This window comes from Halopiger thermotolerans (genome assembly GCF_054654555.1).
The window spans coordinates 224764-246492 of record NZ_BAAIEU010000004.1 but is presented as its reverse complement, the minus strand read 5'-3'; the positions used below and the strand labels follow the sequence as shown (position 1 = coordinate 246492).

Annotated in this window: 29 protein-coding genes; 21 read left to right on the top strand and 8 right to left on the bottom strand. The window is 56.1% G+C overall.

Features of this window, described 5'->3' with window-relative positions; all coding sequences use genetic code 11:
- Positions 1-363 precede the first annotated feature (363 nt).
- Entirely contained in the window at positions 364-1779 is a 1416-nt protein-coding gene (locus tag ACYQ26_RS08880) for a hypothetical protein (protein WP_459808536.1), read from the bottom strand.
- Entirely contained in the window at positions 1780-2133 is a 354-nt protein-coding gene (locus tag ACYQ26_RS08875) for a hypothetical protein (protein ID WP_459808535.1), read from the bottom strand.
- A 258-nt stretch (positions 2134-2391) separates the two neighbouring features.
- On the opposite strand from ACYQ26_RS08875, the gene ACYQ26_RS08870 reads away from it, so the two are divergent.
- Positions 2392-3255 (top strand): GIY-YIG nuclease family protein, encoded by an 864-nt coding sequence (locus ACYQ26_RS08870; protein ID WP_459808534.1) that lies wholly within the window; start codon positions 2392-2394, stop codon positions 3253-3255.
- Here the strand turns inward: ACYQ26_RS08870 and ACYQ26_RS08865 are convergent.
- Positions 3246-4058, bottom strand: coding sequence for an HNH endonuclease (locus ACYQ26_RS08865; protein ID WP_459808533.1), 813 nt, complete (start codon positions 4056-4058; stop codon positions 3246-3248). The two genes, ACYQ26_RS08870 and ACYQ26_RS08865, sit on opposite strands and share 10 nt — an antisense overlap.
- A gap of 74 nt (positions 4059-4132) precedes the next feature.
- Between ACYQ26_RS08865 and ACYQ26_RS08860 the strand changes: the two genes are divergently transcribed.
- The 5 genes from ACYQ26_RS08860 (at position 4133) to ACYQ26_RS08840 (ending at position 7747) form a co-directional block, all read left to right on the top strand.
- Positions 4133-4741 carry a transcriptional regulator gene (locus ACYQ26_RS08860; RefSeq protein WP_459808532.1) on the top strand — a complete coding sequence of 203 codons (609 nt, stop codon included), beginning with the start codon at positions 4133-4135 and terminating at the stop codon, positions 4739-4741.
- 134 nt (positions 4742-4875) lie between these two features.
- Positions 4876-5418 (top strand): hypothetical protein, encoded by a 543-nt coding sequence (locus ACYQ26_RS08855; protein WP_459808531.1) that lies wholly within the window; start codon positions 4876-4878, stop codon positions 5416-5418.
- 161 nt (positions 5419-5579) lie between these two features.
- Positions 5580-6086 (top strand): type II toxin-antitoxin system antitoxin SocA domain-containing protein, encoded by a 507-nt coding sequence (locus ACYQ26_RS08850; protein WP_459808530.1) that lies wholly within the window; start codon positions 5580-5582, stop codon positions 6084-6086.
- A gap of 1 nt (position 6087) precedes the next feature.
- Complete coding sequence (locus tag ACYQ26_RS08845; RefSeq protein ID WP_459808529.1) at positions 6088-6483, top strand: hypothetical protein; 396 nt, start codon at positions 6088-6090, stop codon at positions 6481-6483.
- Positions 6470-7747, top strand: a complete 1278-nt coding sequence (locus ACYQ26_RS08840; RefSeq protein ID WP_459808528.1) for a hypothetical protein — start codon at positions 6470-6472, stop codon at positions 7745-7747. The genes ACYQ26_RS08845 and ACYQ26_RS08840 overlap by 14 nt, the downstream gene beginning before the upstream one ends.
- 2 nt (positions 7748-7749) lie before the next feature.
- Here the strand turns inward: ACYQ26_RS08840 and ACYQ26_RS08835 are convergent, their stop codons facing one another.
- Positions 7750-8388 carry a DUF8102 family protein gene (locus ACYQ26_RS08835; RefSeq protein WP_487247246.1) on the bottom strand — a complete coding sequence of 213 codons (639 nt, stop codon included), beginning with the start codon at positions 8386-8388 and terminating at the stop codon, positions 7750-7752.
- A gap of 300 nt (positions 8389-8688) precedes the next feature.
- On the opposite strand from ACYQ26_RS08835, the gene ACYQ26_RS08830 reads away from it, so the two are divergent.
- Entirely contained in the window at positions 8689-9051 is a 363-nt protein-coding gene (locus ACYQ26_RS08830) for a winged helix-turn-helix domain-containing protein (RefSeq protein WP_459808526.1), read from the top strand.
- A 2-nt stretch (positions 9052-9053) separates the two neighbouring features.
- Here ACYQ26_RS08830 and ACYQ26_RS08825 read toward each other — a convergent pair whose 3' ends face one another.
- Positions 9054-9389 (bottom strand): hypothetical protein, encoded by a 336-nt coding sequence (locus ACYQ26_RS08825; RefSeq protein ID WP_459808525.1) that lies wholly within the window; start codon positions 9387-9389, stop codon positions 9054-9056.
- A 140-nt stretch (positions 9390-9529) separates the two neighbouring features.
- On the opposite strand from ACYQ26_RS08825, the gene ACYQ26_RS08820 reads away from it, so the two are divergent.
- The gene (locus ACYQ26_RS08820; RefSeq protein ID WP_459808524.1) at positions 9530-10543 is read left to right on the top strand and encodes a Cdc6/Cdc18 family protein; all 1014 of its coding nucleotides are present in this window, start codon (positions 9530-9532) and stop codon (positions 10541-10543) included.
- Positions 10544-10666: 123 nt separating this feature from the next.
- On the opposite strand, the gene ACYQ26_RS08815 is transcribed toward ACYQ26_RS08820, so the two are convergent.
- On the bottom strand, positions 10667-11170 hold the full coding sequence (locus ACYQ26_RS08815; RefSeq protein WP_459808523.1) for a hypothetical protein: 504 nt from the start codon (positions 11168-11170) through the stop codon (positions 10667-10669).
- A gap of 253 nt (positions 11171-11423) precedes the next feature.
- Between ACYQ26_RS08815 and ACYQ26_RS08810 the strand changes: the two genes are divergently transcribed.
- Positions 11424-11702 carry a hypothetical protein gene (locus ACYQ26_RS08810; protein ID WP_459808522.1) on the top strand — a complete coding sequence of 93 codons (279 nt, stop codon included), beginning with the start codon at positions 11424-11426 and terminating at the stop codon, positions 11700-11702.
- A 62-nt stretch (positions 11703-11764) separates the two neighbouring features.
- Here ACYQ26_RS08810 and ACYQ26_RS08805 read toward each other — a convergent pair whose 3' ends face one another.
- Positions 11765-11992 (bottom strand): hypothetical protein, encoded by a 228-nt coding sequence (locus ACYQ26_RS08805; protein ID WP_459808521.1) that lies wholly within the window; start codon positions 11990-11992, stop codon positions 11765-11767.
- A gap of 79 nt (positions 11993-12071) precedes the next feature.
- A complete protein-coding gene (locus ACYQ26_RS08800) occupies positions 12072-12203 on the bottom strand; it encodes a hypothetical protein (RefSeq protein WP_459808520.1) in 132 nt (43 codons plus the stop codon).
- A 386-nt stretch (positions 12204-12589) separates the two neighbouring features.
- Between ACYQ26_RS08800 and ACYQ26_RS08795 the strand changes: the two genes are divergently transcribed.
- The 12 genes from ACYQ26_RS08795 to ACYQ26_RS08740 all read left to right on the top strand — a co-directional run bounded on the left by ACYQ26_RS08795 (position 12590) and on the right by ACYQ26_RS08740 (position 21727).
- The gene (locus tag ACYQ26_RS08795; protein ID WP_459808519.1) at positions 12590-13021 is read left to right on the top strand and encodes a helix-turn-helix transcriptional regulator; all 432 of its coding nucleotides are present in this window, start codon (positions 12590-12592) and stop codon (positions 13019-13021) included.
- Positions 13018-13596, top strand: coding sequence for a J domain-containing protein (locus ACYQ26_RS08790; protein ID WP_459808518.1), 579 nt, complete (start codon positions 13018-13020; stop codon positions 13594-13596). The genes ACYQ26_RS08795 and ACYQ26_RS08790 overlap by 4 nt, the downstream gene beginning before the upstream one ends.
- Positions 13589-13798 (top strand): hypothetical protein, encoded by a 210-nt coding sequence (locus tag ACYQ26_RS08785; protein ID WP_459808517.1) that lies wholly within the window; start codon positions 13589-13591, stop codon positions 13796-13798. Before ACYQ26_RS08790 ends, ACYQ26_RS08785 begins: the two co-directional genes overlap by 8 nt.
- Positions 13799-14067: 269 nt before the next feature.
- Complete coding sequence (locus tag ACYQ26_RS08780) at positions 14068-14379, top strand: hypothetical protein (RefSeq protein WP_459808516.1); 312 nt, start codon at positions 14068-14070, stop codon at positions 14377-14379.
- Positions 14376-15428, top strand: coding sequence for a tyrosine-type recombinase/integrase (locus ACYQ26_RS08775; protein WP_459808515.1), 1053 nt, complete (start codon positions 14376-14378; stop codon positions 15426-15428). The genes ACYQ26_RS08780 and ACYQ26_RS08775 overlap by 4 nt, the downstream gene beginning before the upstream one ends.
- Positions 15429-16013: 585 nt before the next feature.
- Positions 16014-17042 (top strand): TIGR03557 family F420-dependent LLM class oxidoreductase, encoded by a 1029-nt coding sequence (locus tag ACYQ26_RS08770; RefSeq protein WP_459808514.1) that lies wholly within the window; start codon positions 16014-16016, stop codon positions 17040-17042.
- Between the two features lie 366 nt (positions 17043-17408).
- Positions 17409-17795: a DUF5789 family protein gene (locus ACYQ26_RS08765; protein WP_459808513.1), complete on the top strand. Its 387-nt coding sequence runs from the start codon at positions 17409-17411 to the stop codon at positions 17793-17795.
- 123 nt (positions 17796-17918) lie between these two features.
- Positions 17919-18530: a translation initiation factor IF-2 subunit beta gene (locus tag ACYQ26_RS08760; protein ID WP_459808512.1), complete on the top strand. Its 612-nt coding sequence runs from the start codon at positions 17919-17921 to the stop codon at positions 18528-18530.
- 92 nt (positions 18531-18622) lie between these two features.
- The gene (locus tag ACYQ26_RS08755) at positions 18623-19264 is read left to right on the top strand and encodes an HAD family hydrolase (RefSeq protein ID WP_459808511.1); all 642 of its coding nucleotides are present in this window, start codon (positions 18623-18625) and stop codon (positions 19262-19264) included.
- A 71-nt stretch (positions 19265-19335) separates the two neighbouring features.
- Positions 19336-20343, top strand: coding sequence for an adenosylcobinamide-phosphate synthase CbiB (cbiB, locus tag ACYQ26_RS08750; RefSeq protein WP_459810732.1), 1008 nt, complete (start codon positions 19336-19338; stop codon positions 20341-20343).
- Positions 20340-21107, top strand: coding sequence for an adenosylcobinamide-GDP ribazoletransferase (gene cobS / locus ACYQ26_RS08745; protein WP_459808510.1), 768 nt, complete (start codon positions 20340-20342; stop codon positions 21105-21107). The genes cbiB and cobS overlap by 4 nt, the downstream gene beginning before the upstream one ends.
- A complete protein-coding gene (locus ACYQ26_RS08740; protein WP_459810731.1) occupies positions 21107-21727 on the top strand; it encodes an NTP transferase domain-containing protein in 621 nt (206 codons plus the stop codon). Before cobS ends, ACYQ26_RS08740 begins: the two co-directional genes overlap by 1 nt.
- Positions 21728-21729: the final 2 nt, after the last annotated feature.

Here is a 21729-nt window from a genome sequence, read left to right as displayed (position 1 = left end):
GATCTTATTTTGTCCGTCCGCGAGGGAATACGATCCGGAGACTATATGCTAAGATGACCAACCCCACGGTAATAGAGCCCACTCCAAATTTGAGGATTAGGGATATTGAAGCAGAAAAGAGATAACCAGCCACAAAGACGGAACCTAAAACTACGAAGTATACACTTTGGCGTGCTCGTTTGTAACCTGGCCTTCCAGATGCAGATTGCCCCATATTTCCATAGAAATTCTCAATTCGTTCCATAAATATCGCTATTGCTGGTAGAGCTAGAGCAACCAATTGAATTAGCACTAAAGCAACATCCGTATCCTGTGACATTATCAATTGTTGGCAATGTGATCTACTTTATTCCACTCGTAGAATTACAACTCATCATGGTGCTTCAAAATCTGAGTGAACAATTCCTCGTCAATAATCCGTATTGGGATATCAAGCCGATTCCGGAGTATTTTGACTGTCTCATTCATCGGTAGAGTATGGGCAGCAATGATTATAGGAAACACCGCACATTTTTCAAATCGAACAAAGGGACGCAGAATTTGGTGAAGATACTGTTCACTTAGCTTATTCGCACTTTTTGCACCAGTTTCCCTAGCTGATTTTATCGGGAACGATACAAAAACCGAGTTTTGATCCCCTCTATCGATTTCGATATCAAAATCAGATATTTCTGCCCCACCATGTGATTTATTAACCTCTTGCGAAAGAGTAGCTCTACTTGTTGGAGAAATAGAGGTGTTATTCGAAAATATTGATCTGAGTTTAACTTGAATCTCCTCATCATCCATCGAGCGAACTTCTTCCAAATCATTCTGATTAGATGATACTGATTGAATAGCTGATTCTTTAGTATTCCAAACCTCTTGGAACACTGAATCAATATTCACGCGGAGGAAAAATGGGATGACTCCGGTCGGTTCCTGTATGTTTGCTCTCATCCAAGCACGTGCGATAGCCCATAGGTGGGGTTTCTCACTAGGTTTACTTTCTGGAAGGTCACTTGCCGCGACTTCCACCTCACGCCTTAATTTCCCAAGAGTATGGAAGATTTGCGTTCTATTTGAGGAAACTTCCGCTTCATCCGGCTTTCCAACACTGATGGGTAATATCTCTTGTTCAGCCAAATTATATGCGTACACTTGAAGCCCGGTAGAATGCTCAAAACCACTTCTCAACAAGTCCGCGTGGTCAACAACAATACTCTCAAATTGTGTTTGTAGCTCCTCTGATGTTGGGGCAGCGTGATCGAGTTCATCCTCTGTATTATGCCCTTCTCCCTGAATAATCGACGAGAGCGCCTCCAGAGCGTTGAGTACAATAAACCAGGTTATTCCATGGTGATCATCTAAATTCTCGTCAGTAAGAACTGTTGGAGCGCCTCTTGCTAGCCCATTTAATGATTTTAGAGTCTCCCGCCACTTCGAACTACTTCTGTCGATTTTTGCTTCACGAACCTCAATACCGCTCAGAGACAATATTATGCCCATACCCCTTTTTCGGGCCCTCCATGGGTTTTGTCGTAAATTACTACTATAGTTTCTCAAAGCAAGTGACTCATTCATCGTATATGAACGCTGTAAAACGTGTTGTCCCCGTGTGATCCAAGATTCTAGATGTGCTGTCTCTATCTCAGAAAACTGATCGCTAGAGCTTGCTCTTGCACTGAAGCGAACCAATTCGCCGATATCCTGCCTTTCTTCATAATTCGGATCAATTTTTCCAAGCACTTTGCGAACGTCCCTCATTCCTTCTCCGAATTCTTCCCGATATTCGTGCATTTAATCACCCCTCATCAGGTGTAGTAAATCGACTGACTCTTCATCGAGTCTTCGTCGAAATTGGCTCTCCTCTGGATGGATCTTGTCGAATTCAGTGGGCGTATATAACCACAAATCTATGAAGAGGTCTTCTGGAAATCTAAGCAGAGAACGGCGCATATCAAATCGGACTCCCCTGAAGTCATCAGATAAAATTAATAGGTCGATATCATTTGCTTTAAGTCCTAATTCAACCGCTGACCCAAATAAGGCAAGCCTCGTTGGACATACCGGTCTTACACCCGCTATTATTTCCTCTACGACCTCATCTGGCAAGGCGCAATTAGCCTCGGAGATAGTATCACATTCCACCATAGACTACTCTCGATTCTCTCAATAGACATCAATCCTTCTCGATTAAAAGTATGTTCATAGTTTGACTGGTACTTGAGACCGGTGCGAACGGAAGAGAAAACTCTTAATCTAATACCCTACAATCAAAATTTCACTGGTCTACCCATGGCAAGTATATGACTTCTGTTGCGACTGATAACTGAATCACATTAGCGAAGTCACCAATGATTTATAAAGTTTGATGACAGGTGAAGGGTTTTGTTTGTCTGACTAATCGACATGAACAAGACAGGCATCTACAACACTGACTGGTTAGGGCTCGAATGGTCTCCATGGCTATCACTCGATCGGGAGAATGGCGACTTGGGAACAATCTCGACCGATCCAGGACTGTACCGAGTCCGTCACCAAGACCGCGATGGCCTCGAGTACATCGGGGAAACCGGCCGGAGTACACGCGGACGCGTTGGTTCTCTTGCTCGAGGGGTGTACGCCGAAGAGATGCCGTACCGAGATCCACACACGGCTGCTCCGTGTCTGTGGTCAATTCGCGATCGATACGGTCCGGAACTCGAGGTTTCGTACGCAGTACCACCGGCAGCTGAGGACAAGCAGGAACGGAAGGCAATCGAGGCCGCGCTGATCGCGCTTGCACGGCGCGAAATGGGTGAGAGTCCGACGGCCAACTTCGGTCGGATCATCGATGGCTACAAACAGTCGAGCTATAGCAAGCACGGAATCGTCGGCGGTCCGTTACCTGAGGGAGAAACCGAACCGAATAGCGCGCCCGGACGTGGCCCAGTTCCGTGGGAGAAGACGGAGAACGTGATCGGTCCATCCTGGATGGGCCTCGAGTGGTCCGAGCCATACCCCCTCGCCGATCGTCTCGAGCCCGAGTTACCCGACAACGGCGTCTATCGGATCTGGTACCAAGGAGATGCGCCACCACTGGCATACATCGGTGAGACATCAGACTTTACAGGGCGGCTGCGACGACATGAGGACACCTTCGGCAGTGATGCGCTTTTTTCAGTTGCAACCGTGGAGGGCCTCGAGGCCAAGCACAAACGCACGGAGATCGAAACCGATCTGATCGGCGCGCACTATCTCACTACGGACCAATCTCCGCAGTCTCAATTCTGACTCTTTTCGATGAGCTCTTGATTAAACTCGTCTCCGTCTTCGCCATAGTGGACCCGTCGATGACAGTTCGGGCAGAGGGCGATAACGTTATCAGGATGATCGGGACCCCCATCGCTACGACGATAGAGGTGATGGACCTCGAGGAACGGGTTACCATCTCGCCCGATGAACGGAGCGGTTTCTTCACAGCCTTGGCAAACGCCATCAGCAGTGCGGAGTGCGTACTCCTTCACCGATTTTGACCGGGAGTAGGTTTTGCGTGTTGTCGTCGTGGTCTTGCCTTCCTCGGGTCCGGGTGCGGAGTTTCCTTTCGCACGCTCGTATAGCGTTTCGAGATCGAGATCGTCGAGATCATCGGCCTCGATCGTAACCTCGTTCTCGACCGGCTCAAGTTTAAATCGAATCGCGTCTCGAGGATTATCGTTCGTATCGGGGAGTTCCTCAGTGAAGCAGTCGACATATTCGAATTGTCCGAGGTAAGTAACGCTCCAGGCTTCGTCGTTGCTCTCGAAGAGGTGGAGCTCGCGACCGTCATCGTGGTGATCACGAATCGCCTTGTTCCCCTGGGTCATTTCCATGTCTCCTTCCCGACCTTCGCCCGTGTAGACGAACGTGTCGCCACGGAATTCGTCCTCGTAGCCGTGTTCTTTGCCCTCGTCGCCAGTAAAAAGGAAGACGTACGGATAATCACTACAGGGCGCAATTCCCCGATATCGAGCTCCGCCGTACTTCTCGTGTAGTTCGACCCGATGATACGTTTCCCCCTCCTCGAGTTCTGAAACAGCTGGAATATCTTCGATCATCAGTTGGTAGACGTAGATCAAACTCGATAGTCAATCAAGGAGATATTTACGGCTGAGTTGGAATTTAGAAAGACATGACGGGTACATCCGACGCCCTCGAGCGGTTATCCGATGAATTTGCTTCCGCTATTCCTGAGGCGGACGCAATCGCCGAACACGACCGGTGGAAACCCGGCATTGGTCCATTCGAGGAAGAAAATCAGATCGAAATGATCCTCGATACCCTCGAGGGGCGGCCACTTCGGGACGAGATCAAGACCGAAGTGGGCTATCTGAATGGCGAGCAACGGTGTGATCTTGTGCTCGAGTCTGACGGACTCCGGATCCCAATCGAAGCAAAATTACTCCGGTTCAGGTACGACAACGGAAATATCGATCCGAATAGCTTTGCACGGATTTTCACGCCGTTCCCCGAACGGAGTTCGTCGTCACTGTTAACCGATACGCAGAAACTCTATGAATCAGGATTCGAATCAAACGGCGGGGTTCTGGGGCTGTACTATGAGAAGATCGACGAACCGTACGAACGCATGAGTGCTGCAGCGATTGCCGAGAAATTCTGTATGGACGTCGATCACTGGTACGACTTCGAGGTTGAAACGCGGAATATTGCTCCGTTCGAAGGGCTACAGCATCCCGTTCATCAGCACGGCGCAGTCATAACGTGGGAGATTATCGGCTAAGATCGCTTTCTGTACTCAACTCACACGTTCTCCCGTTCGAGGATACCTCTTGAGGCGGTGCACATTATCTGGCTTGTCGACGTGCAGCCATTGGATAGGCAAGGGTTTAGAATTGACATGAATAGAGTGATGATTTGATAGCAAAGAAGAACTCATCTCATGGAATCTGTTTGCCTAAGGGATCTGAATTCATAGTTTGCTATGAGATTAGAATGCAGGTTGGTGCTATACTGGCGCTTCTCGGAACGATCACTGGGCTTGCTGGATTACTCATTCGAGTCTTGCCAAAATTCCCGCGGCACATTCGGGTTAAAATATTCTCCCATCTACCTTGGACAAAACAACCGTACAAAAAGAGGGTAGAGACTGTGCATGCATCAAGAGGAAGAATAATTAAAGTTAGAAACAAACATGTTTGCAGGAGTTTTGTAGACTACATTGACAGAAAAGGATTAGAAGAGCCACCGAGAGAAGTACCAAAACAGATCTCTACAGGCGCTGCAAAAATAATTGCGGAGTACGATGATGGAGAAAAAGAAGAATTCTATAGAGGAGGAGATCCACAAAAAGGATTCATTGAAATTATAGACCTAACCCTTGAGCAGACCTGTAACTTCTATGGGGGCCTGATTGCGGCTTTTGGTTCAATTCTCCTCATAATCAATATAATATACTGATGAAAGTGTAATCTTGGATCTCGAAGCTAAGGGCACAGAGGTCGGTACTGATCAACATACATTATCCGGCGGAAGATCGTTCTCCATGGTCACAATTCTGATCTTACTCAAGGATCATTTATTCGAAAACGTCTTGCAGGCTCGTAGACCAGAATAACCCAATGACAAAGATCGATACTATTGACCGAGAAACCGATTTAGTATTTCTATCGTTCTACGAGGCTGGCGACGTAGATGGTCTAACCAAGATTCAGAAGTTACTCTTTCTCCTTGAGCAGGAGTCAGAGCTAGCTGAGGAATATCCAGACTTGTCTTTTGATTTCGAAGCTTACGATTACGGTCCTTTTTCTGAACAAGTATATGATGAGATAGAACTCCTAGTCAATATGGGTGCTTTAGAGCCTGTTTCTCCTGATTATGACATCTCAGACTACGTTGATTCGGATAATTCAAATGAGTTTGCCGGGAAGCGGTTTCGGCTCACTGAAAAGGGGCAGAAGATTAGTAGAGAACTTTCGGAGATCGTTGACGAAGAAACGAGCCAAGATCTCTCAGATATGATGGAGCATTATAATGAAATGAGTACTGACGAGATATTGGAATACGTCTATGAACAATACCCGGAGTATGCTCGAAATTCAAAGATCAAAGAAGAAGTACTAGATTGATATGGGCGAATACATTTCAGAGAAATATCAACTAGGGATTATCACTCCTTTCCTCCGGGAAGAGGGGTGGGAATTCACAACAGAGGCGAAACTCTACGCAGTTCGAGTTGATATTGTTGGGTTCAACGGAGAAGATACAATTGCCATCGAGCTAAAATCCAAGGATTTTAAGCGTGGTAGAAAGCAAGCAGAACGAAATTGTTCCTTTGTCGATTATTCTTATCTAGCAATGTGGAAAGAAAATATCCCTAAAGATGCTGTAGAGCGTCTAGAAGATTCAGATATTGGCTTACTTGAAATAGATACTGAAGTGAAACGTTTATCACCTGCTAGTGAGTCAAACCCTAGCGATTATGCGAAAACGCGGGTGAAGGATATAATTCATGACCAAATTTGAAAATTCAATACACTACCTAAGTTTTGCTGATAGGCCAGCAATAGAAGAGAATGCAGATCAGATCGATTCGATCATTCTTACTTCACACTTGGTAGCCTATGGAAGTGGTAAGGTACCGACGTTACTCAATGAGCTACGGAAAGAGCATGATACTCGGTTCTATATCAATCCCGCAATAACAAATCTTAGAGTAGGTACAAATTTCTTGGATGATCAAAATGACGAGCTGAGCCCATGGTACCAGAAATATATAGAGATACTGGGTGAAAAAGTCCAAGATCTTTTTGATGACCATACTCAAATCCAGTATGAGAATCTGACTCAAGAAGAACGAGAGTCAATTTGTAAAAGCACTGCAGACTTCCAAGAGAATTTTGTGAAAGACGCAGCAGAGAATTCTACTGGGAAGTATGATTTTGTTGTTGACGATCTACGGCCTGAGGCAATCATCCCCTGGTACCACAAAATTACAGAACCTAAAGATATACCTCGCAACAGAGAATTAGCGCAACTCACTAATCAGGCTACAAACCTCCCAATAAAACCATGTCTATTTATCACTCCAGATTTTATTACTGATTCCACAAATAGGGATTCACTTATAGAAAGTGTAAAGAAAATAGAGTGTAGTGAAATCTTCCTTTGGGTGGAAGGTTTTGACAAATCCTCGGGAATCGGAACTCATCTTAATATCCTCAAAATAGTAGATGAACTATCTGAAATTGGGATCGGCGTTCATAGTCTCTATGGGTCATATTTTTCTCATCTACTAGCATACTTTGGAGCGACTGGTGTGGGATTTGGTGTATACCACAGCGAATCGAAATCAGAAAAAAAGGAAGAGTCAGGAGGAGATGGAAGCAACCTGAAACGCTACTACTTTGACCCGGTCAAAGAATTTCTTAACGTAGCTGATGTGGACACGCTAACAGACTTAGGTTCCACACCGATCTGTAGTTGTAATGAGTGTCAGTCTACTCTCTCAAGTTGGGATGACCTGTTCGAGGTAGGGGAGGATCCAGATTTCTTGCAGAGCCACTATATCTCCACACGAGGGATCCACAAGAACCGTATATTTGACCAGTCTCTACAGGAATCCTTAGAAGAGGTCAAAGAGGCTGAATCGACATATAAGGAAACTCTGAATGAGCTGGGTACCTCAAAGACTGGTAACCACCTACGGAAATGGAGACGGAGCATTGAGATATATGCTGAAAACCATTCAACAAAGAATGTCAAAGAAGTTCTAGACCAGACCATTTAGTGTCATTCTTCTTCATCTTCATCTACTGCATCTTCCGCTAATTTAGAAAATATCTCATCCAGATGTTCTGGTGTAAGGTCAAACTCGTCGGACCGAATTAATGTAGATATTTCCTCTCTTGTTAGCCCTTCACCCTCATTTAGCCGCTGTAACAATACTTCTGTATCTGGCTTTCTTTTTTTAACTTCAACATTTACTTCGACATCTTCTACAATGAACCCACGATCATTCTCAATATCAGAGACAGCTTCTTCTAACAAATCTTCAAAGGAAATTGTTTGTCCACGAGTTTCTTGATACAGGAAACCTATAGCATCAGAAACACCTGCTACGAACATCGCATCTTCGACCATCTCAGAAATTGATTCTTCAGACGGTTGTTCTGTGAGTTCAGAAAAAGTCTCTGGTTCCCGACTGAGTGGCGCAAAGACTTGATCTTTATCTCTCTTATCCATGAATCTGTACAAAATGCTGAAGTCTAAGAACGAATTTGTTAGCCTTTGACGTATTCTATACCTAGCATCCCTTTCTGACTGTTCGCTAGCGTATTCCTTTTTACCTCTTAGGAAATTCCTATCTGCTTCACTCAAAATACCTCTCGGACGACTGTCATCTGGTATCGGACTATCGAATGATGTCATAGTTGGTTTCGGCTTATGTCGTCCCTATTTCTCGCAATGGAGTTAGTGTTTTCGGGGTATGCCGTCGGTACCTTTATATGGGGTTAGAATATACTAGAGGCTGTCGAAGCGATGGTCACCGAAGAAATGTTGGCGGATCGTTCAACCCGTTCCACAACCCATCACGATCAAGCAACGGGTCGAACCGAATCCGTCTCCACTTTGGGCAAAGGGATTAGTCAGCAGGTGCGGGTAGTATCTGCATCCACTAGAAATTTGCCCATTGTTGCGAGGCGGGGGTCAATAAAGGAGGTGAGAAACATGACCACAATTTACCAAGACATTCAGGACTACCTTCGTAGCAATGGGCGGTCCACTACTGGTGAGATGTCGGATGCGCTTGGATTTAGTACCAGGCAAGTCCGCCAAGCTTGCAAGGACCTGAAAGACGACGGCAAGATCAACGGTAGCAAGTCGAAGGTGATCCCCGCGTACATCATCAACGGAGAGTACGTCGTGATCACCGAAAGCCGGAATCAGCTTCTACAGCTGGTGAAAGACCATGCTCCTTCCCATCACTCGCGTGCTAAGGGAATGTCGACGGAGCAGTTGCAGAAGCTGATCCGCAACCAAGTCGCTGATCAAGTCGTCGGAGGCCCCAAGATCTGGGAGTTCTGGAAATAGGCTCAGACTCCCGGATTGGTTTGAATCTCAATCCTCGCATAAGGGGACTCAGACAAATCCACAATCTCAATTTCATTAGAAGCAGTCAAAAGACGTTTAATATTATCTTCATCTATTGTCGCTGGTGCATTTTCAGGACCATGAGGACCAGAGAAAACTGCCAAGAAATCATCTGAATCTCTGCAATCAATATAGTGATTTCCGTATCGAGATCCCACCTTGATGATCTTTGACTCTCGCTGTGCAACCTTCACCCAATCCTCAACATCTAACTCACTACGTTTCTGAACTACCCCTTCATCTGGGTGTATCCCTATATGGGAATCTGAGAGTGCCATCTTTCGTCAAAAGTCGATAACGGGATTAATAGAGGTTCCGGCAATCTTCGTAGAGCTATCTAAGATGATCGTTATCAGGATTATATTTGCTTCCACACCAATTTAGTTCGATTTATGAAATTTAGGTATAGATTGTGTGTATGATCGATAACGCTCGAGCGCTCGAGACGGCCTACGTTCCGCAGGATCTCGAGCACCGGGAGGGGAAGATCGACCAGCTCGTCGGCGAGTTGAAGCCAATCGTCCACGGGATGGCGGGCGAGCACTCGTTTATTTTCGGTCCAAGTGGAACGGGGAAGACGACGCTCGCGAAGTTCGTCGTCCGGAAGCTCCAGGAGGAAGCGTTCGGCGTTCGGCGGGCGTATCACAACTGCATGTCCGCGTCAGCGAAGACCGACGTGCTGCACGGGCTCGTCGATGACTCCGGGATCGGGCGGCACTTGCCGAAGGACGGCGTGTCCGCAACTCGCTATCTCAACTGTTTCGAGGATACGGACGACCACATCGTCGCGATCGTTGACGAGGTCGACGTCCTGGATGACGAGTCGACGCTACTCGCGCTGTCGGAGATTCCGAATGTGACGCTCGTGATGATCACGATCAACGAGAATGACTTCTTTTCCGATCCACGATTCGACGGGCGTGTGCAGTCGCGGTTCGGGCGCAACGAGAAAATTCGCCTCCACAAGTACGAGCAGCACGAACTCGAGGACATTCTGTGGGCGCGGATCGAAGCCGGACTGAAACCCGGCGTGATCGATGAGTATGTCGTCGAGTACATTGCGAACATGGCGGCTGGGGACGCGCGCGAGGCGTTGATCCTGCTGCGACGCGCGACTAAGCGCGTGATCGGCGACGACCGCTCAGAGATCACGGTCGGCGACGTCGACGCCGTCGAGGAGGATGCGATCGCGGAGAAACGGCAGGGCCACATCGACGCCTTGGGGACGCACAAGCGACTCCTCTACGATATCATCCAGCGGGCCGGGACGATCTCGGCGACCGAGCTGAAGGAAACGTATGAGGAGCGCGCGCAGAACCCGCGCGGTGACACGACTCGCGGCCGCTATCTCGACGCGCTCGAGAATAAATACGAGTTGATTGCGTCGAACGGATCGACGCGAGGGCGGACCTATACGGTAGTCGACGAGTGACTTTGCTGGCCTTGTTGAAACCCTCAATTAGTGATAGCTCCTAGAGGTCGTGCTGAATATAGAGCGCGTCTGCAGCACAGTATTCTCCTCCCATTGACCGGGTTTCACCTTCAGAGTATCAAATTATTCTATTGGATTAGATTTTCTTAATTGGAATCGGAAGATCCGTTGGACTTGATGAATTATGTCCACAATTTGAATTGGATCAGTCGAATTTATCTCTACCTCAAGACCGCGATCTGTGAATTTAGAGTCCGAAACGCCCTCAATATTGTTGACATCATCTATGATGGTTTCTGGTCCCGGAAATGGGGTGCCTGCTCTTAATATCTCGTGAAATCTACGCGGTTGTCCCCCAGTTGCAGTTGTTGCATTGAATAGAGAAATATACCGAAACAAAATGGTAACACCTTGTGTCCGTGACAAATACCTGAAATCTATCAAACTGTGGTCAATTTTAAAGTCTGGCTTCTCTTCAATAAACGGATCTAACTGTTCCAGTGCTTCCCGAATAGTAGCCCGCTTTTGGAACACCCTTGTGTCATAAGCCAAAATTACATTCATCGAACTCAGGCAGACTGTGACCACAAGTAGGACCAGTTCTGGACCAACATCAACTGGAATCATAATTTGATAATCTCTTTTACGAATAGTGGTCCTCTCCGGTCAAATCATTTGATGAATGGATACTCTGTATACAGCACGCTATTCCTATCAGGTGCAGACGGTTTCAACAGAACCACTTTTCTCCATTTGCCCATCTTTTGCCCATCGCGAGTTAGGGCATGATTCCCTCGGTATCAGTGAATAGAGCGGATTCGGGTCGTCTTTTGCCCATCCCCGGTGTAGTTTTAATCCCATTTCTTCCCTCGAGTCGAGTATGTCTATCAAAACGCTCGATTCGAACGCAGAAGAGCCGCGATTACGGACGGAACTCGAGGATGGGCGGACTGTCGATATCGAGATCGTTGGGGCGACGAATAACAAGAGGCGCGTCGATGTTGATGTCGACGGCGGTCGGAAGTGGGTCTTCGCAATTGAGGGGAAGACTGCCGGCCTGATCGACCTACACGGCGCGGCGTTTTCCGAGGAAGAGGAGTTCCCCAACTGGCTCGAGCCCTTGCTGCAACGGATCGGTGTCGAGGGGGTCGAGAAGTGATGTTACAAATTCTCGGCGATCCACTCGCACCAGACGTGAAAACGGCGGTGATAAGCGTTCGCTCACTCGTCGTCGGGCTCGAGAGTAGTCGAAACGCGATCGCCGTCCGGATAGTCCCTGTCGATCTGGGTCTGGAGTTCGTTCAGGGTCAGTCCGTGCACTGCGACGATCTGAGCAGCGAGGTCGTTTGCTCGATTTGCCCGCTCGGGGTTCGTCTCTTCGAGTCGGTACTGCAGTCGGAGCAGTGCGTCAGCAATCAGCAGGTCATCCTGCGGATGATCGGTCCGCATACCACAGTTGCTCCCGGTTTCAGATATAAACTCACGGCGTCGATTTCTACGCCCTGCCGAAGCCGAGAACGGACACCAGTCACTCCCCGTCGTCTTCGAGTTCTTCGACGGCTATCTCGCCCTCGAGGTAAGCACGCCCGCGGTCAGAGAGCTGGTGGATTCCCCCGGATTCGTCGTAATATTCCACCATGTCTTTCTCTCGGAGAACCATTAGATGTTCTCTTACTGTTTGCCGTCCCCAATCGGTATTCTCCGCGATTAGTCGGGGTGTTAGGACAAGTTCAGTGCGCCCACCCTCATTTCGTAGGAGTTCAAGGATGTCTCTATCGACAGGAGTCATCCAGTCTGCGAGCCTCGGGCGCATCTAATTTGACAACGAACGCCCCTCGTTTGACTATTTTCATGACTTTCCCCCATATAACAATCTTGTATGATAGACAAACGCATCTGTTGGTAAAATTTATGTGTAGACAAACGAGACTGTTTGTAACGCGAGTACCACGCGGTCCCGACTGTCCGTTGGGACCGTACGAAAATTGCGGTCCGGTGCTAGGGACACCGGGTCCGCGCGGCTCGCGTAACCAGGCTACGCAAGCCATGTACGCCGATGATTCGCGGGGCCTTGAAAGCCCCGACACGACAGACGCATCACTCGCAACTGACCAACGACTCGTCGCCGACGGCGGCGCGACGTGGACCGATCTCACCGGGTTCCAGCGCGACTGCCTCGAGGCACTCGCTCGTCTCGAGCGCAACGATCAGAAGCGCCACGGAAACGGGATCAAACACGAACTCGAGCGTGAGTACGGCGAAGTAAATCACGGGCGGCTCTACCCGAATCTGGATACGCTCGTCGAACTCGACCTGATCGAAAAGTCGAGCTACGATAGACGCACGAATGAGTACGCGCTCACGGACGACGGGCGCACGCTTCTCCGCGAACGCACCAAGCGCCTCGCAGACACCTGCGAGATCGCGCTGGCCGCGACCGACGGAGGCGATCTTCTCGAGGACGGTGATGCGCGATGACCCTCGAGTGGCCCGACGGCTTCGAGCGGACGCTGGCCGAGCACCGAACGCGAAACAAACGCTTCCGGACGTCGCTACGCGACACGATCGATCAACTCGAGGATGAACTCGAGCTGATCGGAGCCGACGAGTGGCGTCTCTCGACGGACGCTCGCCACCAGAATCAGAATCCGTCCTACCCCTACGCGAATCAGAACCCGGACGATCCCGGTGCGGTAGTCCGGTGGACGATGGAGAACGGACAGTATGCAGTCGCGTGTGACGCGTACACGCGGCTCCGCGACAATATCCGGACGCTGTACCTCTACATCCACGAAAAGCGCAAGATGAGCCAGCGGCCGGTCAAGACGGGACAATCCGAGTTCGCCAGTGCGCGCCTTCCATCGGCGGACGACGAGCTTGCTGCCCCGAAAGAGCCACCGCACGAGATTCTCGACGTTGCGCCCGACGCCGATCCAGAGATCGTCGAAGCGGCAGCGAGGCAGAAAAAGAAGGCCTGCCATCCGGATGTCGGCGGCAATCGAGAGGAATTTCAGCGAGTTCTCGAGGCAGAGGAGGCGATGCTCGATGAGTAAGTCGAATACGCTGGCGCAGCGGCACTCGAATCCGGTCCCCGAGAAATCGCGCGAGTTCATCTGTGGCACCTGCAACGCGCGCTGTACGCGCGGTACGGACGGCGACGAATACGGCCACCAGTACGGCTGTCCCGAACGACCCGAACGGTTCCCGAGCGGTGGGTCCGGAAAAGCCTACTACAAGGGTGATCGCGATGAGTGAATCTGCTTCTAACAGCACGACACGATTCGAGTTGAGAGACATCGAGACGACGAGCGACGGCGGAGTCTTCCCCGTTATGCGGGTCCGATACCGGCGACCCGCAGACGAGCCCGGCGTTTGTCCGTTCTGCGAGTCTGACGACGACATCGAGTTTGTCGATGAAATCGGACCGGGCGGTCAATGGCGGAAGCGACGATACGAGTGCGGCTGCGGCGCCTACGGCGACTCGATTTGGACATGGCCTGCCGGCTACACGGAGTGTGATCACGATGGATAGAGACCGGCTCGCTCTCGAGCGACAGGCCGATGTTCTCGAGCGGCAAGCCGAGGCGCTCGAGGCGATCGCGACGGAACTGCGATATCAGAACGCGGTTCTGTGCGAGTACCTGGAAGCGATGGACGATCTCGCCGCGCGGGTGGATGATCACCACCACGCCGAGAGCGAACCCCGCGATCGATCCGGCCGCGCACTCCAGAGGGACGTTCAGGATCGGCTGTTCGATCGCGATCGCGCCGAAGACGAACACCCCGAACTCCGCTGGGGTGCCCCGGAGAACTGGAAGGATGGTGAGAGCCGATGAGTGAAAATCTCGAGCCGCTCGAGCCGTCCGAAGCACTCGACCTGTACCTCGAGTCGCGGAGCGACGATACCTCGGAGAAGACCCTCGATGGACAGTACTATCGCCTGCGGGCCTTCGTCGCGTGGTGTGACGAAGAGGGGATCGCGAACCTGAACACGCTATCAGGCCGTGACCTCTACGCGTATCGCGTCTGGCGACGAGAAGGAAACTACTCCGATGAAGAACTGAAGACGATCACCCTTCGGGGCGATCTCGCGACGTTGCGCGCGTTCCTCCGGTTCTGTGGAGAGATCGACGCGGTGAAAGAGGGCCTGTACGATCAGGTCCCGCTCCCGCGGTTGGACGGTCAAGAGGAAGTGAGCAATAGCACGCTTGATCCCGACCGCGCAATTGAGATCGTCGATTGGCTCAACCGCTACGAGTACGCCAGTCGGATGCACGTTATCGTCCTGATGCTGTGGCACACCGGGTGCCGCGTCGGCGAGCTCCGTGCGCTCGATCTCGGAGACCTCGACCTCGAGGGCGATCGTCCGCGTGCCGAAGGGCCAGCAGTCCATTTCGTCCATCGGCCAGAGACGGACACGCCGCTGAAGAACAAGCAGAACGGCGAGCGGTGGAACGCGATTGCGCCGCGAGTCGCCGAAGTGCTCGAGGACTACATTGCTGAGGACGGACCGCGGGTTGATATCACCGACGAACACGGTCGCCGACCGCTGGTAACGACTGAACATGGACGCGTCTCGACGAACGCCTGTCGGACGACCCTCTACCGTGTTACTCGCCCCTGTTGGCGCGGGAAGGAGTGTCCCCACGACCGCGAGCCGGAGAACTGCGAGGCGACGGACTACTCGAAGTACAGCAAGTGCCCGTCGGCTCGGTCTCCCCACGACGTCCGAAGTGGTCGAGTGACCGCTCACCGACTGGCCGACCAGGACCGATCGCTTGTGTCCGATCGCATGAACGCGAGCGAGGAGATTCTCGATAAGCACTACGACCGACGCAGCAAGCGCCAGAAGGCCGAACAGCGCCGTAGCTTCTTCGAACTATGAAAATAGCCATGACGGAATCAGAGAACACCAAACACGTTGAGGGTTCACGACGGGGAGGGCGGACTGCTTTTCCGCGACCAAATTCGTGAGCGGAACGAACGGGTAACCGAGCCGATTTGAACGCGAGAGTCGCACGTTCGCGGGCGAAGCGAGCCCGTCTCTCATCCGTTCGAATCGGGGCGGGCGGACTTCCGTCCTCGTCGAACCGCGGTAGCACTCGTAATCGAGACCGATTTCGGTCGGATCCGCGAGCCGTCCGACGACTGCCCGGCAGCGAGCGACGAGGGAAGCGGTGATGCGGCGCGGGACCGACTGCCGCGACCGGCGGACTGTCCCGCATGTGGACGGCGGCCAATCGCCGTGTCGCTATAGGACCTGATACGCCGTCTTACAGTCCGTGAACGCTACGCGAAACGAGGGGGTGCCGGCGGCGACCCTCGAGCGAGTTGGCGTGACGACTCGCGACGCCGAGCGACGCGAGCGCCCGCGCAAGCGGGGACCGATACGATCGGCACCGGCGTCACGGATGTCGGTTAGATTCGCCGTGAAGAATGGACTTAGTGCCCCGTCACCGGAGGTTAAAATATGGTCAGATTTGGCTGGTTTGCCTCTCTCGAGGAGTTCTCGCCTAACGAGTGTCTGCGGCAGGTCGAACTCGCCGAGGAGGCGGGCTTCGACACCGCGTGGGTGAGCGACCACTTCCACCCGTGGCTCGACCACAAGCAGGACGGGTCCTCTGGCAACGCCGGCAACGCCTGGTCGTGGCTCCCCGCCGCGCTCGAGCGCACCGACGATCTCGTCATGGGGACGGGCGTCACCGCGGTCATCCACCGCTACCATCCGGGCAACGTCGCGCACCGACTCGCGACGCTCGCCGAGATGTACCCCGACCGGATCTTCCTCGGCCTCGGTTCCGGCGAGGCGCTAAACGAGAGTCCGCTCGGCCTGCCGATGCCCGAGTTCGGCGAGTCCGCCAAGCGCACCGCCGAGGCGGTCCGGATGATGCGCGCGCTCTTCGAGAACGAGTTCGTCAGCTACGACGGCCAGTTCTGGTCGTTCGACGAGGCGAACCTCTACACCGGCCCCGACGAGATGCCGCCGGTCTACATCGCCAGTAACGGGCCGACGCTCGCTCGGATGGCCGGCGACCTCGGCGACGGCTACGTCACCGTCTTCGAATCCCCCGAACGCGTCCAGGAGGAGCTCTTCCCGTCGGTCCGCAAGGGCGTCGAGAGGTCCGACCGGAACGACTCCCTCGAGGGGATGGATCGCTCGATCCACCTCCACGTCTCCTACGACCCCGACAGCGAGGAGGCCGCCCTCGAGCCGTGTCTCCCGTGGCGCGGGACGATGCTCGACATCTTCTTCGAGGCGGACATCGCGGACCCGCGGGTCGTCCAGGCCCACGGCGACAAGGTCGATCCCGAGGTCCTCAAGGAGGAGATGACCATCACGACCGATCCGCAGGACATCGTCGACGTCACCGAGAAGTACGTCGACGCCGGCTTCAACCACATCGTCTACCAGAGCCACAGTCCGGATCAGGAGGCCTTCTGCGAAGTGATCGAGGAGGAAGTCATCCCACGCTTCGGGGACGTGACGGCGACGCCATGAGCCGATAGGGCGAGACGAACTGGACCGCCGCGACGCTGTCGGCCTCGGTTTTGGAATCCGTCCGCACCTGCGCCTCGGCGCCGTCGCGCTCGAGTCGAAAATGATGAATGACCCTGGAGAATCAGGTAGCCGCTGGGCAACGCGCCACCATCAACCAGGGCCATTTCCGGGTTGGGACGGGAAACACATAAACTCTCGTTGACTATTGTGCAAGCCCCTCAAGCCGGGGCGGATAACGACCGCGGGCCCGCGGATTCGGGGGCAGCGTCGAGGAGCGCGACCGAACCGACCGCGAGGAGCGGCGCCGCGATCGGGCCCGCAAGCGCCGGCCGGTCCCTTTTCGCTCGCCTCGCGAAAGCATCGGGCATGAGCGACGACGGCCCCAGTCGCGACCGCGCACAGGATCGCATCGACCAGCGCAAGTCCGAGCGGGCCGAGCACACCGAATCCATCCTCGACGACGTCGAGCGCCACCTCGGCGACCTCGAGTACCCGGTGACCGGCGAGGAACTCGCCTCGGAGTACGGCGACGAGGCGATCGACCTGCCGAACGAGACGGAGTCGCTGGGCAGCGTCTTCGACCGCCTGGCGAACGAGCAGTACGACGATCCGGAGGAGGTCCGCGAGGCGGTGTACGGCGAGATCACCGGCGAGGCGGGCAGTCCGAACGAGGCCAACCCCGAACGCGACCTCACGACGCTGGACGAGGAGAAGCAGGGCCCGCCCAGCGAGCGGGGTGGCGACTCGCTGTAACCTCGAGACTGGCGAGCGGCGAACGCAGGCGACGGACCTCGAGGGCGCCGGTGCTCGACCGCCGCGCCGTCGCCGGACCGTGATAGCAGAACGGATTTACGTTCCAATCCCCTTCGTTCGCGTATGGATTACGAGTCGAGTCTCGACCGGGCCATGGACGATGTCCCCGACATCGGGGGCGACGAACAGCGACTCCAGATTCCGGACGCCGAGACCCAGAAGGACGGCGCCTTCACGCGATTTACGAACCTCGGCGACATCGCCGACGTCCTCTCGCGCGAGGACGAACACCTCCACCGGTTCATCCAGCGCGAACTCGGGACCAGCGGCAAACTCGAGGACGGCCGCGGCCGGTACAACGGCACCTTCTCCGAGCAGGACTTCGACGCGGCCGTCGACGCCTACGTCGACGAGTACGTCCTCTGTTCGGAGTGCGGCCTGCCGGACACCCGCCTCGTCCGCGAGGACCGCACGCCGATGCTGCGCTGTGACGCCTGCGGTGCGTTCCGCCCCGTCACCAAGCGCTCGACCAGCAGCCAGCAGCAACAGCAGCAGGAGGCCGTCGAGGAGGGCGAGACCTACACCGTCGAGATCACCGGCACCGGCCGCAAGGGCGACGGCGTCGCCGAGAAGGGCGAGTACACGATCTTCGTCCCCGGCGCCGAGGAGGGCGACGTGGTCGAAATCTACATCAAGAACATCTCCGGCAACCTCGCGTTCGCGGAACTGGCCTGATCGACCGTCGCCGCCGCGGCGTTTTGCCCCGGCGTGCCGTCGGTTTCCGTCGGACCGCTTAATTAAAGTTCAGTTGTCCTAGTTACATCGTTGTGGGAGTATCGTTCGACCTCTTCGGAACGCTCGTCGCCGCCGACACGCCGTCCGACCCGGCCGACGCCGTCGCGACGGAACTCGCCGAGCGCGACGTGCCGGTCCCCGACGACTGGGCGACCGCGTACGCGGAGCCGCACGTCGACGCCCCCGAGGGCGCCGAGGTGCCGCTCCCGGCCCACGTCGCCCGCGCGCTCGCGAGCCGCGGGATCGACTACGAGCGAAACGCGGTCAGGCGGGCCGTCGTCGCGGCGTTCGATCCGTCCGTCGAGACCAGACCGGGCGCGCGCGAGGCCGTCGACGCGGCCCGCGAACGGGGACCCGTCGCGATCTGTTCGAACTGCAGCGTCCCGGAACTGGTCGCCCGCACGCTGATCCGGGCCGACCTCGAGCGCGACGCCTTCGACGCGGTCGTCACGAGCGTCGGCTGCGGCTGGCGCAAGCCGTCACCCGAGATCTTCGAGTTGACCGCCGACGAACTCGGCGTCGACCCGACGGAACTCGTCCACGTCGGCGACGATCCGGACGCCGACGGCGGCGTCGAGGACGTCGGCGGGACGGCGCTGTTGCTCGAGGACGCGGCGCTCGAGGAGATTCCCGACCGGCTGTCCGCGGAACTACCGGCCGGGAAGGAGGACTGACGGGCCATGACCGCGAGCGAGCACCGCGCCGGCGGACGAACGGGGGGAGGGACGTGATCGCGACGCTGGGGATGATCGGCCTCGCCTTCAGCCTCGATCTCCTGGTCGGCGAGCCGCCGAACGTCGCCCATCCGGTCGCGTGGTTCGGCCGGCTCGTGGGCGCGCTCGATCGCGACTGGAGCGGGACGGACGACGCCACGGGCGAGGACGCGGACCGGACCCGCGACCGACGCCAGCGACGCGTCGGCGTCGCGATTGCCCTCCTCGCGCCGCTCGTCCCCGCCGGCGTGGCCGCCGTCTTCGTCCTCGCCGCGGCCGCGCTCGCCCCCTTCGCCGGCGCCGTCGCCGCTGCGCTCGTGCTCTTTCTGACAATGAGCCTGCGTTCGCTGCTCGAGCTCACCGAGGCCGTGGTCGCGGCGACCGAAACGGATCTCGAGACGGCCCGCGAACGGGTCCGCGGACTCGTCGGCCGCGAGACAGCACCGCTCTCGGCGGCGGAGCTCCGCAGCGCCGCCCTCGAGAGCGCGGCCGAGAACCTCGCGGACGGGCTCGTGGCGACGCTGGTTCCGTTCGCGGTGCTTGCTCCGATCTCGCCGTCTGCCGCGGCCGCTGCGGCCGCGTGGGTCAAGGGCGTCAACACGCTCGACTCGATGCTGGGCTACCCGGACAAGCCACACGGCACCGCGAGCGCGCGACTCGACGACTTCGTGATGTGGCTTCCCGCCCGGCTCAGCGCGCTGGCGATCGCCGTCGCCGCCGACCCGCTCGCGCTCTGGCGGGCGCGACGGTGGGCGCGAGCGCCGCCGTCGCCGAACTCGGGGTGGCCGATGGCGACCCTGGCCTGCGCGCTCGACGTGCGACTCCGCAAGCCGGGGGTCTACGATCTCAACCCGGACACGCCCTTCCCGACGATCGCGGACGGCGAGCGGGCCGTGAGCGTCGTCGGTCGCGGCGCGGCGGTCGCGGTGCTCGTCGCCGTCGCGCTGGCAGTTGGCGTCGACGCGGTCGTGACCGATGTGGCTGTGGCGCCGTTCGAGGCGCCGTCTCGACTCGCGGCGTCGGAGGTGACGCTCCGATGACCGCCCGCGGCCGAGGCTGGCTCGGCGCGGTCCGCGCCGCGGTCGGGTTCCTGACGCGGCTCCCGGTCCCCCACCGCGAGGGCGACTGGGACGCGTTCCGGTCTCGGCCCGCCGCGTTTCCGCTCGTCGGCCTCGTCGCCGGCTCGCTGGCGGCGGTGCCGCTGCTTGCGGCCGACGCGCTGCCGGCACCGACCGTCGCGCTCGGCTACCTGCTCGCGGTCTACGCCGTGACGGGGATCCACCACCTCGACGGGATCGCGGATCTGGGCGACGCCCTCGTCGTCCACGGCGACGCGGCGCGCCGGCGCGAGGTGCTGAAGGACACGACGACCGGCGTCGGCGCGGTGCTCGCGGTGGCGCTGACCGTCGCCGCCCTCGCGCTCGCGGGGCTCGGACTTGCCGGCCTGTCGCCGCTGACGGCGGTCGCGGTCGCGATCGCTGCCGAGGTCGGCGCGAAACTCGGCATGGCCGCGATGGCCTGCTTCGGAACCGCCGGGTTCGAGGGGATGGGCCGGCAGTTCACCGAGCCGTCGACGCCGGGCGGATTCGTCGTTCCGGCGGGGGTCCTCGCCGGCGCGACGGCGCTGGTCTGGCCGCACCCGGCCGCCGTCGCGCCGTGGGCCGCGCTCGCCGGAATCGGCCTGCCCTGGTACTGGGCCGACCGCAACCTCGGCGGCATCAACGGCGACGTCTTCGGCGCCGCGAACGAGCTCGGCCGCGTCGTCGGCGTTCACGCGGGGGTGATCGCGTGGACGCTCTCGTGATGTGCGGCGGGAAAGGCACGCGCCTCGAGAGCCCCCACGAGAAGCCGCTGCACCCGATCGACGGACGGCCGATGGTCGACCGCGTCCTCGCGGCCCTCGAGGACAGTCGCGTCGAGACGATCTACGCTGCCGTCTCGCCGAACGCACCCGAGACGCGGACCCACCTCGAGCGCGTCGCGAGCGACCGGGCGGCCGTGACGACGATCGAAACGCCGGGCGAGGGCTACGTCGCCGACCTGCTGGCCGCCCTCGAGCGCGACGGCGTTTCGACGCCGATCCTCTCCGTCGCCGCCGACCTCCCGCTGCTCGAGGGACCGGTCATCGATCAGGTACTCGAGCGTCACCGCCGCGGAGACGGCAGTCGGTCGCGGACCGTCTGCGTCCCCGTCGCGCTCAAGCGACGGCTCGGCGTCAGCGTGGACTCGCGACTCGAGTCGCGCGACCACCTCGCGCCGACGGGCGTCAACGTCGTCGGCGATGCCGACGCGACCGATTCGATCGACGTCCACTTCGATCCGCGACTCGCGGTGAACGTGAACCGACTCGCGGACGCTCGAATCGCGGAGGAACGGACGAATCGCAGGGATGCAACCGAACGAGACGAACACGATACGCAGTGACC

Excerpts from the sequence above, each read along its gene's own strand:
- ACYQ26_RS08760 (WP_459808512.1), top strand. The coding sequence starts at position 17,919 with ATGGATTACGAGTCGAGTCTCGACCGGGCCATGGACGATGTCCCCGAC.
- ACYQ26_RS08795 (WP_459808519.1), top strand. The coding sequence starts at position 12,590 with ATGTACGCCGATGATTCGCGGGGCCTTGAAAGCCCCGACACGACAGAC.
- ACYQ26_RS08775 (WP_459808515.1), top strand. The coding sequence starts at position 14,376 with ATGAGTGAAAATCTCGAGCCGCTCGAGCCGTCCGAAGCACTCGACCTG.
- ACYQ26_RS08815 (WP_459808523.1), bottom strand. The coding sequence starts at position 11,170 with ATGATTCCAGTTGATGTTGGTCCAGAACTGGTCCTACTTGTGGTCACA.
- ACYQ26_RS08780 (WP_459808516.1), top strand. The coding sequence starts at position 14,068 with ATGGATAGAGACCGGCTCGCTCTCGAGCGACAGGCCGATGTTCTCGAG.
- ACYQ26_RS08865 (WP_459808533.1), bottom strand. The coding sequence starts at position 4,058 with ATGATCGAAGATATTCCAGCTGTTTCAGAACTCGAGGAGGGGGAAACG.
- ACYQ26_RS08860 (WP_459808532.1), top strand. The coding sequence starts at position 4,133 with ATGACGGGTACATCCGACGCCCTCGAGCGGTTATCCGATGAATTTGCT.
- ACYQ26_RS08880 (WP_459808536.1), bottom strand. The coding sequence starts at position 1,779 with ATGCACGAATATCGGGAAGAATTCGGAGAAGGAATGAGGGACGTTCGC.
- ACYQ26_RS08825 (WP_459808525.1), bottom strand. The coding sequence starts at position 9,389 with ATGGCACTCTCAGATTCCCATATAGGGATACACCCAGATGAAGGGGTA.
- ACYQ26_RS08765 (WP_459808513.1), top strand. The coding sequence starts at position 17,409 with ATGAGCGACGACGGCCCCAGTCGCGACCGCGCACAGGATCGCATCGAC.
- ACYQ26_RS08840 (WP_459808528.1), top strand. The coding sequence starts at position 6,470 with ATGACCAAATTTGAAAATTCAATACACTACCTAAGTTTTGCTGATAGG.
- ACYQ26_RS08820 (WP_459808524.1), top strand. The coding sequence starts at position 9,530 with ATGATCGATAACGCTCGAGCGCTCGAGACGGCCTACGTTCCGCAGGAT.
- ACYQ26_RS08785 (WP_459808517.1), top strand. The coding sequence starts at position 13,589 with ATGAGTAAGTCGAATACGCTGGCGCAGCGGCACTCGAATCCGGTCCCC.
- ACYQ26_RS08850 (WP_459808530.1), top strand. The coding sequence starts at position 5,580 with ATGACAAAGATCGATACTATTGACCGAGAAACCGATTTAGTATTTCTA.
- cobS (WP_459808510.1), top strand. The coding sequence starts at position 20,340 with ATGACCGCCCGCGGCCGAGGCTGGCTCGGCGCGGTCCGCGCCGCGGTC.
- ACYQ26_RS08875 (WP_459808535.1), bottom strand. The coding sequence starts at position 2,133 with ATGGTGGAATGTGATACTATCTCCGAGGCTAATTGCGCCTTGCCAGAT.
- ACYQ26_RS08790 (WP_459808518.1), top strand. The coding sequence starts at position 13,018 with ATGACCCTCGAGTGGCCCGACGGCTTCGAGCGGACGCTGGCCGAGCAC.
- ACYQ26_RS08740 (WP_459810731.1), top strand. The coding sequence starts at position 21,107 with ATGTGCGGCGGGAAAGGCACGCGCCTCGAGAGCCCCCACGAGAAGCCG.
- ACYQ26_RS08830 (WP_459808526.1), top strand. The coding sequence starts at position 8,689 with ATGACCACAATTTACCAAGACATTCAGGACTACCTTCGTAGCAATGGG.
- ACYQ26_RS08805 (WP_459808521.1), bottom strand. The coding sequence starts at position 11,992 with ATGCGGACCGATCATCCGCAGGATGACCTGCTGATTGCTGACGCACTG.
- ACYQ26_RS08810 (WP_459808522.1), top strand. The coding sequence starts at position 11,424 with ATGTCTATCAAAACGCTCGATTCGAACGCAGAAGAGCCGCGATTACGG.
- ACYQ26_RS08835 (WP_487247246.1), bottom strand. The coding sequence starts at position 8,388 with ATGACATCATTCGATAGTCCGATACCAGATGACAGTCGTCCGAGAGGT.
- ACYQ26_RS08845 (WP_459808529.1), top strand. The coding sequence starts at position 6,088 with ATGGGCGAATACATTTCAGAGAAATATCAACTAGGGATTATCACTCCT.
- ACYQ26_RS08870 (WP_459808534.1), top strand. The coding sequence starts at position 2,392 with ATGAACAAGACAGGCATCTACAACACTGACTGGTTAGGGCTCGAATGG.
- ACYQ26_RS08800 (WP_459808520.1), bottom strand. The coding sequence starts at position 12,203 with ATGGTTCTCCGAGAGAAAGACATGGTGGAATATTACGACGAATCCGGG.
- cbiB (WP_459810732.1), top strand. The coding sequence starts at position 19,336 with ATGATCGGCCTCGCCTTCAGCCTCGATCTCCTGGTCGGCGAGCCGCCG.
- ACYQ26_RS08770 (WP_459808514.1), top strand. The coding sequence starts at position 16,014 with ATGGTCAGATTTGGCTGGTTTGCCTCTCTCGAGGAGTTCTCGCCTAAC.